This is a genomic window from Bradyrhizobium mercantei, assembly GCF_001982635.1.
Classification (GTDB): domain Bacteria; phylum Pseudomonadota; class Alphaproteobacteria; order Rhizobiales; family Xanthobacteraceae; genus Bradyrhizobium; species Bradyrhizobium mercantei.
The window spans coordinates 13,757-26,440 of the sequence record NZ_MKFI01000008.1 but is presented as its reverse complement, the minus strand read 5'-3'; the positions used below and the strand labels follow the sequence as shown (position 1 = coordinate 26,440).

Below are 12,684 nucleotides of genomic sequence, written 5' to 3'. Positions count from 1 at the left end.
GCGCCGAGCCCCGCACCCGCTGCGGCCGGCGGGTGTGCCATGTCGAACGCTAGCTAGCGGAAGTAGGTCAGGAATTCCGTCGAATCGACTGGCTTCGCAATGGAGGGCTTCTCGGTCCTTTCCGGGTTCTCCTTCACGACGTACATATCGATGAGCTTCGCGCCGGAGAGATTGCGCTCCACCGTCGCTCCGGTATCCATGTTGATTGCTGACGCGCCGCAGTCGTGGAAGACCACCGTACCATAGTCCGGGAGCTGCATCGGGGTCGGATTCCCCGGGGCGGCCGACCTCTCCATCACCCATTCCGCCGTTGCGCCGGGAATTTTGAAGGGGCGTCCCAGGTTGGTAAGGGGGGCGGTTTGAGAGAACTGCACGGAGCGACTGGTCGTCAGGTTCGTGATCGCGAACGACACCTTGGTGCGATCCGGCGCTACCTGCATCAGGCACATGATCAGATCGCCGGCATGGATCTTCGGGGACACAAGTGTTTTGGGAAACGCTTGGGCCGGGTCGTCCCTTACCCACCATTGCCACCACGCGGAGAACGTTGTCGTCGGGCTGCCCCCCACGCCGGTGGCGGGGTCGATGTGCTGCGCGGTGCCAAATTGCGGCAGCGTCGATCTGTAATACCGACGTTGTCCATCAAAGCCGATCCACGTCGAACTGTAATATCTGTCGCTGGCCCGGCCGTTAGCCGGCCGGGTTGGCGTCGGCACCTGAAACTTGCCCCAGACCGACGAGAATACGGTTCCATCCCTTGGCGTGATGTAGGCACCGGACCAGTTGAGGCTGCTCTCCCGCCGCGGCGATTGGTCGAATGATCGGCGGAGGCCCGCAGTGACGGGCGAAAGCACTTGGAAATCGAACGCCTCGAACGCCACCGTCGGACCAAACATCTTCTGCCAGAACGCATACTCGGCCGGCTGAAGCACCGGGTCCGGTCGTCTTGGAAAACCGAGCGACTTCAGCTCGTCCTGGGACGCGACCAGGGTGCGAAATCCGGTGGGAGGAAGAACGCTGGTCGTCGAATCCTTGATGGCCTTCTTCAGGCTTTCGGTGTCGTATGTCGGGCTCTGCCCGTCCCGGTCGCTCATGGCCATTCGCCTGCCGCAGCCGCGATCGCGTCGTCAAACATCGGCACGACGGTCGGGGTCAGGATGGCGGTGTCCAGCAAGTCGGCGATTCTGGCACCACCTTCCGAATCCTTCGGATAGTGCACGCCGGCAATCTCGCGGTTTCGGGCGATCGAATCCGCCAGGATCGACAGGTCGGATTTCCATACGGCCTGGTCGGCCGCAGACATCGCCGTTGCGGCGAACACCCTGAGCATGCAGTTCTTCATGAAATGCGCCTGGGTGGAATGCCCGCTCGGCCAGGACGAGTGGCCGGGGACCTGGATCGGCGGCAGCAATGCGGGACAAATCTGCGACGGCCGGGGCAAATCGTACTTGCCCTTGAAATACAATGCAGCAAAGGACCCAATCAAACTCGCGATATTCAACAGGCGCCAGGTTTGCGTATGCGATCCGGGCCTGGCGGTCAGCACGGCCAGGAAATCGGTGAAGAACTCGCCATCCTGCGAGAGGATCAGGCCCATGGCGTCCGGCCGTTCATCCCGCGCGGCGAGCACGAGGTTATCGATCTGGGCGGCATAGTTGGCGATCAGGTCGGTCCGGATCTGTGTGAAGGTGGCGTCAGCATCGATGGTTGCTGCCCAGGTGGGGACTTTGGCGATGAACTGATGCAAGACGCGCCACGCATACCAGTTTGCAGACCATTGTCGGCTGCCGAAATTCGCCGGCGGCGTCTTCCGCAGGGTGCCAAGCTCGTCCGTGCCCGCGGGGTCGAGCCTTGTGACGAACGGCAAGTCGACGCGGTCTGAAATAAACCAACCACCCCCTCCGACGTTTCCGGTATTGCCGGTGTTTCCGGTATTGCCCGTGTTACCTGTATTACCTGTGTTGCCTGTCATCGACGTCTCTCCCTCTGTCGGCAGTTGTCGTCAGCAATCCAAGTCAATCAGGAAGCCCCGCCGATCGCAGGTGGCCGAGCCAGGTTTCCAATGCATCGCCACGAAACGGGCAGTGCGGCGCGTAAGACGAAATGCGGAATCCGGGTTGAATTTCCAGATAACGGCGTGCCGCCTCCGCGGCTTCCACACGACGGCCCAGGGCACCGAGCGTGACGATGAGCAGGCGGTGATTGAAGCGAATAAGTCCGTTGCGGTTCAATGCGCCACGCACCCACTCCAACGCCTGCTCATAATCGCCATTCACGTAGTGAGCCTGGCCGAACAAGCCCTCATGCCAGAACGAGCGCGCATCGAGCGGCGACAGCCGGACGCCCTGCTCACCCTGGCGCAGGGCGGCAGGGCCATCACCCAGAAAGCCGGATGTTGCGCTCGCCATGGTCCAGGCCATGGCTGAACTCGGACCGGCGGCAATGGCGCGGTCGAGGGCTATCCTTGCGCTCTGAAAATCATGCAGCAGGAACGACTGGACGTGACCATACACCGCCAGCGCGAACGCATCGTCGCCGCCTCGATCGATAGCCTCTTTGGCATATCTGGCACCGGCGATGACATCACCCTCGGGATCCGGCGATCCGATTTCTCCGATCCGGAACACATACCACAGCGCGACGTAGGAATAGGCCAAGGCAAAATTGGGGTCGTATGAAATGGCTTGCTCGAGCAGGCCGCGCGCCCTGGAAAAGGAATCGTAGTCCATCCGGTACAGCAAATCGAGCGCCTGCAGCACGAGATCGTAGGCGGTCAGGTTCTGCGGATGCTTGCGCATCGATCGCATCAGCTCACGCTCGCGAACCTGCGGCGCGATCTGTCTGACGACATTGATGGCGATCCGGTCCTGAAGCGCAAACAATTCGCGAATGTCGCCTTCGTGCAAATCCGAACGAATGACTTCGCCCGACTCGGCGTCGCTGAGTTCGGTCACGATACGGACCGAGGTCATCGTCCTCTGCACGCCTCCGTAGAGAACGTAGCGAACTCCGAGCTGGCGCCCGATTTCGCGCACGTCGATATTGCGGCCGCCGAAGCCAAGGCTAGACCCGCGTGAGACGACAAAGAGCTCCTTGAGCCCGGCAAGGCCGCGAATGATGTCGTCGACAATACCATCAGCGAAGTACCCCTCGTCCGGGGTGGCGAGGTTCATCCGGAACGGCAGAACGGCAATCGAGGGGCGAGGTTCGGAGTCCGCCAGCGCTTCACCAACAAGCTTGGCGGGTTGCATGGATGGATGCAGCGCATACACGCGGACGGGGCGGCCCATATTGCGAAGATGCAGATCGCCAAGATCAATCACACTGACGCCGAAATCCCGGCCGATCTGCTCCGCGACGGCGCCCGAGACGACAATGCCGCCGGCCGGCGCATAATTCTGCAGGCGTGCTGCAATGTTCACGCCCTCGCCATAGACGTCGTTTTCTTCAACGATGATGTCCGCGGCGTTCAATCCTATGCGAAAGCTGATGCGCTCATCAGCGGGCATCCCCGCCGTATTCAACGCGACCTTTTCCTGCAGGGAGAGCGCACAGCGTGTTGCATCGTGCGCGGTATCGAATGTCGCAAGGAAGCCGTCGCCGGTATTCTTGACGATCCTTCCGTTCTGCGCCGTAACGCCCGGGTCGAGGACTTCCGAGCGTAATCGCATCAGCCGGGTATGGGTGTTTTCCTCATGCGCCTCCATCAAGCGCGTATATCCGACGACGTCTGCCGCAAGGATTGCCGCAAGACGCCGGCGAACTTCCGGGACCGATGGGGTCATCATACTATTGATACTTCTGCAAAATTTTACTGATACGCGACTAAAATCCGGCACAAGCAACAGAACACCAATGCCAAAAGAATATCGTCATCAAGATCATAAAGGAAGGCTTGATCCCGAGGTGTGCCAATCGGGTGGGCTGGTACAGTATGGTGTTTGCAATCCTTGAGGGAGTGTCCGTGGATGCGCAATTGCGATACTCCCGACGGGTGGGACGGTGCGGGCCAAGCAGGCATTGGCGCCTTGCGTATGCAACGCAAATGCGTCCCTTGACTTCATGGCTGGATCATCTTGCGGCGAAAACTCGCCGCCATTGATCTGCGTCAATGCGGAGAACAGTGTTCTCGTTTCTTCCCGCCAACGATGGGCGGGTTTGGCCGGGAGCGCGGTGTTACCGCTGGAGCGATCATCATCGTCGTATCCGGTGCTGCCGGTCGTTCGATGGAGGGGGAACGGAATTCCCGCGGGCAACGGAAGGTCAGCCGAGATGGCGAGGGTGTTCGACATTGCGCGCGAGTCTGCCGCGCCAGGCCTGACTGTCTATGAATTGCTTCACACAATACGGACCGTTGATCGAGCGAATTGACGCGGTCTGGTGGAATACCCGCCGCTGAAACCACCTTGTCGGTCCATGGGGCTTGACCGTCGGCGGGCGCGGGCTGAAACAAGTATTCGTCCTCCGACCCCGGCAGCGAAGACCCTCATGCGACTTCCCTTCTTCTACGGCTGGATCATCGTCGCGGTGACGTTCGTCACCATGGCGATCGGCGTCAACGCACGAACGGCGTTCTCGCTGTTCTATCCGCCGATCATCTCCGAATTCGGCTGGGAGCGCGGCGTCACTGCGGGCGCATTCTCGTTCGGCTTCGTCGCCTCGGCGATTGCGAGCCCGCTGATCGGCCGGCTGATGGACCGCAGCGGGCCGCGCGCGGTGATGGAGCTTGGCGTGCTGCTGATGGGCTCGGGACTATTGCTGGCGCCGCTGACCACGCAGCCCTGGCATCTCTATCTCACCATCGGGGTGCTGGTCGGCTCCGGCAGTGTCTGCCTCGGCTATTCCGGGCAATCGCTGTTCGTGCCGAACTGGTTCATCCGGCGCCGCGGGCTGGCGATCGGGCTCGCCTTCGCCGGCGTCGGCATCGGCTCGGTGACGCTGCTGCCATGGGTGCAGCACATGATCGAGCACACCGGCTGGCGCACCGCCTGCACCGCGATGGGGATCATGGTGCTGGTCGTGCTCGCGCCGATCAATCTGCTGCTGCACAAGCGGCCGGAGGACATCAGCCTGCAGCCGGACGGCGATGCCGCGCCGACCGCGACGTCGGCCAGGCCGGCGTCGAACATCGTCGATCCGGTATGGGCCGGCACCGACTGGACGCTGCCGCGGGCGCTGCGCACCGCGCGGTTCTGGTGGATCGCGATCGGCTATTTCTGCGGCCTGTACATCTGGTATGCCGTCCAGGTGCACCAGACCAAATTCCTGCTCGACATCGGCTTCAGCTCCAATGTCGGCGTCTGGGCGCTTGGCGTCGTCAGCCTGCTCGGTATTCCCGGCCAGATCTGGCTCGGGCACCTCTCAGATCGCATCGGCCGCGAATGGGTGTGGGCGATCTCCTGCTTCGGCTTCGTGATCTGCTTCGCTGCGCTGGCCGCGTTGAAATTCTGGCCGAGCATGACACTGATCTATCTCATGGTGTTCACCCAGGGCGCGCTCGGCTATGGCCTGACATCCGTGATGGGGCCGGTGGTGCTCGAGATCTTCCAGGGCAAGCACTACGGCAGCATTTTCGGCACCGTGATGCTGGCCGCGCTCGCCGGCGGCGCCGCCGGTCCCTGGATCACCGGCCAGCTCTATGACCTCTCCGGCAGCTATACCAGCGCGTTCCTGCTCGGGATCGCGGTCAGCCTGTTGTCGGCGTTCGCGATCTGGCAGGCGTCGCCGCGCAAGGTCCGCGCCGTCGCCGGACAGATGCACAAGGCCGCAAGCGCCGCCTGAACTTATCGGACCGATGAGACGCCGATCGCGCGCTGCAGGTCGGTGATCGCGCGCAGGAAGCTGTCGGCCGGCGTGGTGTCCGGATCGATCAGGCGGTGCAGCCGGAAACCGTCTTCCAGCGCAAGGACGATCGCGCCGGTCCATTCCGGGTTGAGCGCCCCGTTGCGGCCGCCATTCTTCCCCGTGGTCGCGACGATATCGGTGATCAGCTTGCGCCGCGCGCGCAGCCTTTTTGCCAGTTCGGGCCGCCGCTTTTCCGCACGTGCGACAAACAGGATCATCTCCATGTGCAGCAGCGGGGAGCGGCCGAGCGGATCCTGCCGGCTGCGATCCATGGTCCGCAGCGCCTCGATGAAGTCGGCGAGGTTCTGGTGCTGGGCCAGCAGGTCGAGACATCGCCGGATCGACTGATCGACGTGATCCTCGAGCATCGCGATGATCAGCTCGTCCTTGCTGTTGAAGTTCGAATAGAAGGCGCCGCGGGTGAACCCGGCTGCGGCCGCAATCGCCTCGATGCTGGCGCCGCCAATGCCCTGTTCCTCGAACACCCGCGCCGCTGCCTCGAACAGCTTCTCGCAGGTGTCGTCCCGTGTCGGCCTGGTTCGAACCCTTGACATCGTCGCATTTTAGGGCACAATGCAACTCAATACAAGAGTGTATCGAGTTGCAGATACCAGAATGGCAGCGCCGTTGTTGCGCGGCCTTGAGGATGACACCAAGGCGCGCCAGGTACAGCACCGGCGCCTCGAGCGAACGAGGTCACCATGAACGAGCAAGTTCAGCCGGCGAGCGGCGAGCCGCTTTTCAATCCACTCGCGCCCGAATTCATTCGCAATCCCTATCCGTATTATGAACGGCTGCGCCGGCTCGATCCGATGCATGTCAATGCGCATGGCGCCTTCGTCGCCAGCCGGCATGCCGAGGCGAGCCTCGTGCTGCGCGACAAGCGGTTCGGCAAGGATTATGTCGAGCGCACGATCCGCCGCTACGGCCCCAAGATCATGGACGAGCCGGTGATCCGCAGCATGAGCCACTGGATGCTGCAGCAGGATCCGCCGGATCACACCCGGCTGCGCGGTCTCGTCGTCAAGGCCTTCACCGCACGCCGGGTCGAAGACATGCGCCCGCGCATCCAGCACATCGTCGACGAGACGCTCGACCGCATCATTCCGCAGGGGCGGATGGACCTGATCGAGGACTTTGCATTCCGCCTGCCGGTGACCATCATCTGCGACATGCTCGGCATCCCCGAGGAGCATCGCGAGGCCTTCTACAACGGCTCGCGCGACGGTGGCCGTCTGCTCGAGCCGGTGCCGCTGTCGGCGGAGGAGATCAAGCAGGGCAATGCCGGCAACGCGATGGCGGCGATGTATTTCCACCAGCTGTTCGAGCTGCGCCGCAAGCAGCCTGGCGACGACCTCACCACGCAACTGGTGCAGGCCGAGGAGGATGGCCAGAAGCTGACCAACGAGGAACTGACCGCCAACATCATCCTGCTGTTCGGCGCCGGCCACGAGACGACCGTCAACCTGATCGGCAACGGCCTGCTCGCCCTGTTCCGCAACCCGGACCAGCTCGCGCTGCTGAAGGCCAATCCCGGCCTGATCACCAACGCGATCGAGGAGTTCCTGCGCTACGATTCCTCGGTGCAACTGACCGGCCGCGTCGCGCTTGAAGATATCGAGGATCTCGGCGGCAAGCGCATCCCGAAGGGCGAGAGCGTGCTGTGCCTGCTCGGCTCAGCCAATCACGACGAGGCGGTCTATCCCGACCATCCCGAGCGGCTCGATATCCAGCGGCCGAACGTGAAGCCGCTGTCGTTCGGCGGCGGCATCCATTTCTGCCTCGGCGCCCAGCTGGCGCGGATCGAGGCCGAAATCGCGATCTCGACGCTGCTGCGCCGGATCCCCGATCTGCGGCTCGACGACGCGGAAAATCCGGAGTGGCGGCCGACCTTCGTGCTGCGCGGCCTGAAGCGGCTCCCCGCGAGCTGGTAATATCCCGGATCTGCGGCAGGGCGGCGATCCCTGCCGCAGCAGCCGGCGCGCACGCACGCTTGAACGGAAATCCACGTTCCAGCTGACGTCGCAGCGGTAAAGCCGCTGTGACTTCGCCATACTTGTCTCTATATTTGGGCTGCTCCGGCCAAGGGTTGGCAAAGCGTTCAGCATGAGGAGGCTGCCGCGGAGCGGGCTCAAAGGGAGACACCGTGCAGACGACGCTGCTCGGCCTGGCAATCGCCTTCATTCTTGCACTGGTCGCCGCGCTGATCGGTCCGTATTTCGTTGACTGGAACCAGTTCAGGCCGCAGTTCGAGGCGGAGGCCTCCAAGATCATCGGGGCGCCGGTTCGCGTCGCCGGCAATCTCGACGCGCGTCTGCTGCCTGCGCCCTCGCTGCGGTTGAAAACCGTCACCGTCGGCGGCGCCAACGACCTCGGCAAGGTCCGGGCCGCCAATCTCGACGTCGAATTCAGCCTGAGCTCCTTGATGCGCGGCGAGGTGCGCGCGAACGAGCTCACCATCAATGGCCTGTCGCTCGATCTCGGGCTCGATCCCAAGGGGCGGATCGACTGGTCGCCGTCGAGCGGGAGCTTCAACCTGGCTTCGCTGGCGATCGACCGGCTCAATCTGACCGGCCGCGTCGCGCTGCATGATGCCGCGAGCCGCAGCACGCTCGAGCTGAACGACATCGCCTTCAGCGGCGACGTCCGCTCGCTCGCCGGGGCGATCCGCGGCGACGGCAATTTCATGTTCGACGGCAACCGCTATCCGTTTCGGGTCTCTTCGGGGCAGAGCGCCGATGGCGGCGGCACCCGGCTGCACTTCAACATCGATCCCGGGCAACGGCCGGTGTCGGCCGATCTCGACGGCGTCCTGACCTTCGAGGCCCGCGCGCCGCGGTTCGAGGGCAGCGTGACGCTGGCGGGCACGCCGGGCCAACGCGGCGGCAGCGACATGCCGCCTTGGCGGATCGCGGCCAAGATCAAATCGGATTATTCGGCGGCACGGCTCGACCAGGTCGAGGTCAGCTATGGCGCCGAGGACCGTGCGCTGAAGCTCGCGGGCAATGGCGATCTCCGTTTCGGCGCCTCGCCGCTGCTGCGCGCCTCGCTCACGGCGCGGCAGCTCGACGGCGACAAGTTCGCCGCCAAGGATAGTGCCAAGGACAACTCGAAGGACAGCAGCAACGGCAATGTCGAGCCGGTCCGCGTGCTGCCGGCCATGCGCGCGGTGTTGTCGGGCCTGCCGCAAAGCCCGATTCCGGCGCAGGTCGAACTTTCATCCGAGCAGATCATGCTCGGCGGTCGCCCCCTGCAGGACATCTCGGCCGAACTGCAATCGGATGCGAAATCATGGACGGTGCGCCGGCTGGAGTTTCGCGCCCCGGGATCCACGCGCGTCTCGATGAGCGGCGCCAGCGCCCAGGCCGGAGCCGCGAACAGCTTCAAGACCGCGCTCAATATCGAATCGTCCGATCCCGATGCGTTGATGACCTGGCTGCAGGGGCGCGGTGACATCACCTATCGCAGCCAGAAGCCGCTGCGGTTGCGCGGCGACGTCACGGTGTCGCCGGCAGGCTTTTCGATCGACGCGATGAAGGCGGAGATCGAGGGCGGCACGCTCGAGGGCCGCGTCGCGGTCGCGCATCGCGAGGCAACGAGCGGCTCGAAGGTCGAGGCGCAGTTGAAGGCGGAGCGGCTCGATCTCGATGCGACCGCGGCGGTCATTCGCTCGCTGGCCGGTCCGCAGGCCGAATGGCCCGACGAGGCGCAGCTGTCGCTCGACGTCGGACGCGCAATCTTCTCGGGGCAGGAATTGCGGCCGTTGCTGGCGAAGATCACCTACGGCCCGAAGAGTATCGTGCTGGATCGCGTGAAGATCGGCCAGCCCGACAATGTCACGCTGGACGGCAGCGGCAATTTCGACCGCGGCAATTCGACCGGCAAGCTCGCTGTCGATGCGACTGCCGCATCGCTTGCCCGGCTCACAGCCGTCGTCCAGCCGTTTGCGCCGGCCCTTGCCGCGCGGCTCGGCGTGCTTCGCGCGGATGCCGGCCCGGTCCGCGCCAGGCTCGCGCTCGACCTCGGCAAGGGCAAGGCCGCCGATCGCGTCAGCGCGCGCGCGACGCTTGATCTCGATACGCCGCAGCTCAAGGGTAACACCGTGATGTCGGCGACGCCGCAGGTGGCTGCGATCCGTGCGCTGGATTTCGATGCGCTTCGCCGCAGCGACGTGACGGCGGAGGCGAAAGTCTCGGCCGGCGACGGCAATGCGCTGCTGGCGCTGCTCGGGCTTGACCGCGCGGTCGCTGCCGGCGCGGGCCCGACGCAATTCGAGGGCACCGTCAGCGGCGCCTGGCAGACGCCGTTGCGGCTGAAGGCGCGGCTCTGGGGCGCGGGGCTCGACGCGGACGCGGAAGGCACCGCGGAGCCCTGGGTCAAGGACGGGGCCGGCGAGAGCAAATCGAGCGTCAGCCTTCGCGTCCGCAGTGCCGACATCAGTCCGCTGCTCAATCTGAAATCCTCCGATCCGGCCGCGAACATCCGCCTGTCGTCGAAGCTAACCCTCGCAGGCGACAGGCTGACCTTCGACGATCTCGACAGCATCGTCGCCGGTTCGCGGCTGCGCGGCCGCCTGGCGGTCACGCTGGCCGACCAGAAAAGCATCGACGGTGAGGTCGGCCTCGATCAGATCACGCTGGCGCCGATTTTCGCGGCTGCGATCGGCGCGGCCGGCCACGATGCGACCGAGCCGCTCGGGCAGGGGCTGACGAGCGCCTGGCGCGGCAAGGTCACCTTCGAAGCGCTGCACGGTCTGCTGCCGGGCGGCGCCGAATTGCAGCCGGTCAGCGGCACCATCAGGTCGGACGGGCAGTCGCTGACCTTCGATGGCATCAAGGGCAAGATCGGCGGCGGCGAGGCGACCGCCTCAATCGATGCGCGACAGGGCGTCAATGGACTCGCCTTGAATGCAAATGTGCAGCTGTCGGGCGTCGACGGTTCAGCCTTGCGCTATCGCAGCCTTGCGATGCCGAAGGGACGTGCCTCGATGCAGATGACGTTGTTGACGCAAGGCCGCAGCGCCTCGGCGCTATCAGGCGCATTGTCCGGCAGCGGCACCGTGACGCTGGAAGGGCTGAACCTTCCGGGGCTCGACCCGCGGGCATTCGACGTCGCGATCCGCGCCAGCGATTCCGGGCAGGCGACCGACGACACGCGGCTCCGGCAGATCGTCGAACCGGCGCTCGCCGCCGGGACACTGTCGATTGCTTCGGCGCAGATTCCCTTCAACATCCGCGATGGCCGCATCCGGGTCGGCGCCACCACGCTCGCGGCGGGTGGTGCCAACGTGATCCTGTCGGGCGGCTACGACATTCCGGCCGACCAGGCCGACATCCGCGCCGCGCTGGCGTCGACGCAGGTCGGCACCGCCACCAGCCGTCCTGAAATCCAGCTGCTTGCGGTCGGCACGCCCGACGGGCTGACCCGCAGCATCGACATCGCGGCGTTGTCGTCGTGGCTTGCGGTGCGCGCGATCGATCGCGAGACCAGGCGGCTCGATGCGATCGAGCGCGGCGAACCGGCACCGCCACCGATCCCAGCGGCGCTTCCGCCTCCCGCCGAGCCGGCGCCGGATGCCGCTAGCCCGAATGCGGTGGGGGTGCCTCCTGCTGATGTGCCGGTGCCCGGCCGCGATCCGCGGCGCGTGCCGGCGAAGCCGAAGATCGTTGCGCCGCGGCCGCCGATGGTCCCGCCGGTTGCCACGGCTCCCGCCGTCGTGCCGCCTGCGCCGGTCGCAAACCCGCCGCAGCTGGCGCCACTGCCGCCGCCGATCGAGGTCAAGCCCGTGCCCGGCGCGGCGAGGTCGAGGCCGCTGCGCCCGCCATTGTCGCTGACACCGCAGGTCGCCAATCCGCCGCCGCGGCCGGCGGTGCAGAACTAGACCGCGTCTTCAAGCGAAGAGGACACCGGTTCGCCTGAAGAAACCGCACCAAACGAAGCGCGGCTCACGATTGGTGCTGGAGAATATTGATCAGCCGGCCGAAGGGATCGCGGACGTAGAAGCGCCGCACGCCCCACGGCTCGTCCGCCGGTCCGTACTCGATCGCGATGCGGGCGGCCTTCATCCGGCGCAGGGCATCGTCGAGATCATCGACCTCGATCGAGAGATCGGGCACGGCTGTTCCTGAACCACCTTCGGAAGCGAAGGTGATTTGAACCTGCATCGTTTCGGATGAGCCGTAAGTCGCAACCCAACCGAAATCCATCAGCGGCGCGAGGCCGAGGATGTCCTGATAGAACGACTTCGCTGCCGCAATGTCTGGTGCGGCAACGTTGGCGACGATGCGATTGACTTTCATGCTGAAGTCCGCGCAACGAACGACCGTCTGCTCGATGGCGACGGCCGGAGAGGCCGTCAGGCCTGCTGGCGCGTGTCGACCTGCTGCGGCCTGACATCCGTCGGCACGGCCGGGGTGGCGCGCGAGCGGAAGTAGTCGAGCACGAACAGGCGGATCGCTGAGGACAGATTGCCCTGCTGGCGGTTGTTGTCGATCTCGCCGACCAACTCCGACAGCGTCATGTTCCGCAATCCGGAAATCTCCTTCATGCCATTCCAGAAAGCCTCTTCGAGGCTGACGCTGGTCTTGTGTCCAGCCACCACGATCGAGCGCTTAACGACGGGAGACTTCATGATGCGTCTCCATTTTCGATGAGATGCTGATCGAGTACGCGCGCGTTGCGCTCGCCGAGAAATTCGTCACGCGCTCGCTCGGCCTTGGTGCGACCGAATAGCGCACGGTTGGCTTCGGCCTGCTTCGCTGCTTGTTCGCGCTCACCGCGCTTCTTGAATCGTTTCAGGTTGACCACGTCGCCCATGCTCGTCGTCCTTATCGTCCCCAG

10 protein-coding genes are annotated in these 12,684 nt (G+C 64.6%); 3 read left to right on the top strand and 7 right to left on the bottom strand.

What is annotated here, in order from left to right; all coding sequences use genetic code 11:
- Positions 1-53 precede the first annotated feature (53 nt).
- From BI327_RS32980 to BI327_RS32970, 3 genes are read right to left on the bottom strand one after another with little or no spacing between them, the layout of a single operon-like run.
- Entirely contained in the window at positions 54-1,094 is a 1,041-nt protein-coding gene (locus BI327_RS32980) for an A4/G1 family peptidase (RefSeq protein ID WP_159450501.1), read from the bottom strand.
- Positions 1,091-1,972, bottom strand: a complete 882-nt coding sequence (locus BI327_RS32975; RefSeq protein ID WP_083742302.1) for a phosphatase PAP2 family protein — start codon at positions 1,970-1,972, stop codon at positions 1,091-1,093. The genes BI327_RS32980 and BI327_RS32975 overlap by 4 nt, the downstream gene beginning before the upstream one ends.
- A gap of 43 nt (positions 1,973-2,015) precedes the next feature.
- On the bottom strand, positions 2,016-3,788 hold the full coding sequence (locus BI327_RS32970) for an adenylate/guanylate cyclase domain-containing protein (protein WP_076865551.1): 1,773 nt from the start codon (positions 3,786-3,788) through the stop codon (positions 2,016-2,018).
- Positions 3,789-4,488: 700 nt separating this feature from the next.
- On the opposite strand from BI327_RS32970, the gene BI327_RS32965 reads away from it, so the two are divergent.
- A complete protein-coding gene (locus BI327_RS32965) occupies positions 4,489-5,781 on the top strand; it encodes an MFS transporter (RefSeq protein ID WP_076865550.1) in 1,293 nt (430 codons plus the stop codon).
- Positions 5,782-5,783: 2 nt separating this feature from the next.
- Here BI327_RS32965 and BI327_RS32960 read toward each other — a convergent pair whose 3' ends face one another.
- A complete protein-coding gene (locus BI327_RS32960) occupies positions 5,784-6,398 on the bottom strand; it encodes a TetR/AcrR family transcriptional regulator (protein ID WP_076865549.1) in 615 nt (204 codons plus the stop codon).
- A 147-nt stretch (positions 6,399-6,545) separates the two neighbouring features.
- On the opposite strand from BI327_RS32960, the gene BI327_RS32955 reads away from it, so the two are divergent.
- On the top strand, positions 6,546-7,778 hold the full coding sequence (locus tag BI327_RS32955) for a cytochrome P450 (protein WP_076865548.1): 1,233 nt from the start codon (positions 6,546-6,548) through the stop codon (positions 7,776-7,778).
- 212 nt (positions 7,779-7,990) lie between these two features.
- Positions 7,991-11,725, top strand: a complete 3,735-nt coding sequence (locus tag BI327_RS32950; protein ID WP_076865547.1) for an AsmA family protein — start codon at positions 7,991-7,993, stop codon at positions 11,723-11,725.
- Positions 11,726-11,789: 64 nt separating this feature from the next.
- Here the strand turns inward: BI327_RS32950 and BI327_RS32945 are convergent, their stop codons facing one another.
- From BI327_RS32945 to BI327_RS32935, 3 genes are read right to left on the bottom strand one after another with little or no spacing between them, the layout of a single operon-like run.
- Complete coding sequence (locus tag BI327_RS32945; RefSeq protein ID WP_076865546.1) at positions 11,790-12,143, bottom strand: VOC family protein; 354 nt, start codon at positions 12,141-12,143, stop codon at positions 11,790-11,792.
- Positions 12,144-12,199: 56 nt separating this feature from the next.
- Positions 12,200-12,475, bottom strand: a complete 276-nt coding sequence (locus BI327_RS32940) for a ribbon-helix-helix domain-containing protein (protein WP_024580116.1) — start codon at positions 12,473-12,475, stop codon at positions 12,200-12,202.
- Positions 12,472-12,660 carry a DUF4169 family protein gene (locus tag BI327_RS32935; protein ID WP_076865545.1) on the bottom strand — a complete coding sequence of 63 codons (189 nt, stop codon included), beginning with the start codon at positions 12,658-12,660 and terminating at the stop codon, positions 12,472-12,474. Before BI327_RS32935 ends, BI327_RS32940 begins: the two co-directional genes overlap by 4 nt.
- Positions 12,661-12,684 lie beyond the last annotated feature (24 nt).

Excerpts from the sequence above, each read along its gene's own strand:
- BI327_RS32970 (WP_076865551.1), bottom strand. The coding sequence starts at position 3,788 with ATGATGACCCCATCGGTCCCGGAAGTTCGCCGGCGTCTTGCGGCAATC.
- BI327_RS32935 (WP_076865545.1), bottom strand. The coding sequence starts at position 12,660 with ATGGGCGACGTGGTCAACCTGAAACGATTCAAGAAGCGCGGTGAGCGC.
- BI327_RS32975 (WP_083742302.1), bottom strand. The coding sequence starts at position 1,972 with ATGACAGGCAACACAGGTAATACAGGTAACACGGGCAATACCGGAAAC.
- BI327_RS32980 (WP_159450501.1), bottom strand. The coding sequence starts at position 1,094 with ATGAGCGACCGGGACGGGCAGAGCCCGACATACGACACCGAAAGCCTG.
- BI327_RS32940 (WP_024580116.1), bottom strand. The coding sequence starts at position 12,475 with ATGAAGTCTCCCGTCGTTAAGCGCTCGATCGTGGTGGCTGGACACAAG.
- BI327_RS32945 (WP_076865546.1), bottom strand. The coding sequence starts at position 12,143 with ATGAAAGTCAATCGCATCGTCGCCAACGTTGCCGCACCAGACATTGCG.
- BI327_RS32960 (WP_076865549.1), bottom strand. The coding sequence starts at position 6,398 with ATGTCAAGGGTTCGAACCAGGCCGACACGGGACGACACCTGCGAGAAG.
- BI327_RS32965 (WP_076865550.1), top strand. The coding sequence starts at position 4,489 with ATGCGACTTCCCTTCTTCTACGGCTGGATCATCGTCGCGGTGACGTTC.
- BI327_RS32955 (WP_076865548.1), top strand. The coding sequence starts at position 6,546 with ATGAACGAGCAAGTTCAGCCGGCGAGCGGCGAGCCGCTTTTCAATCCA.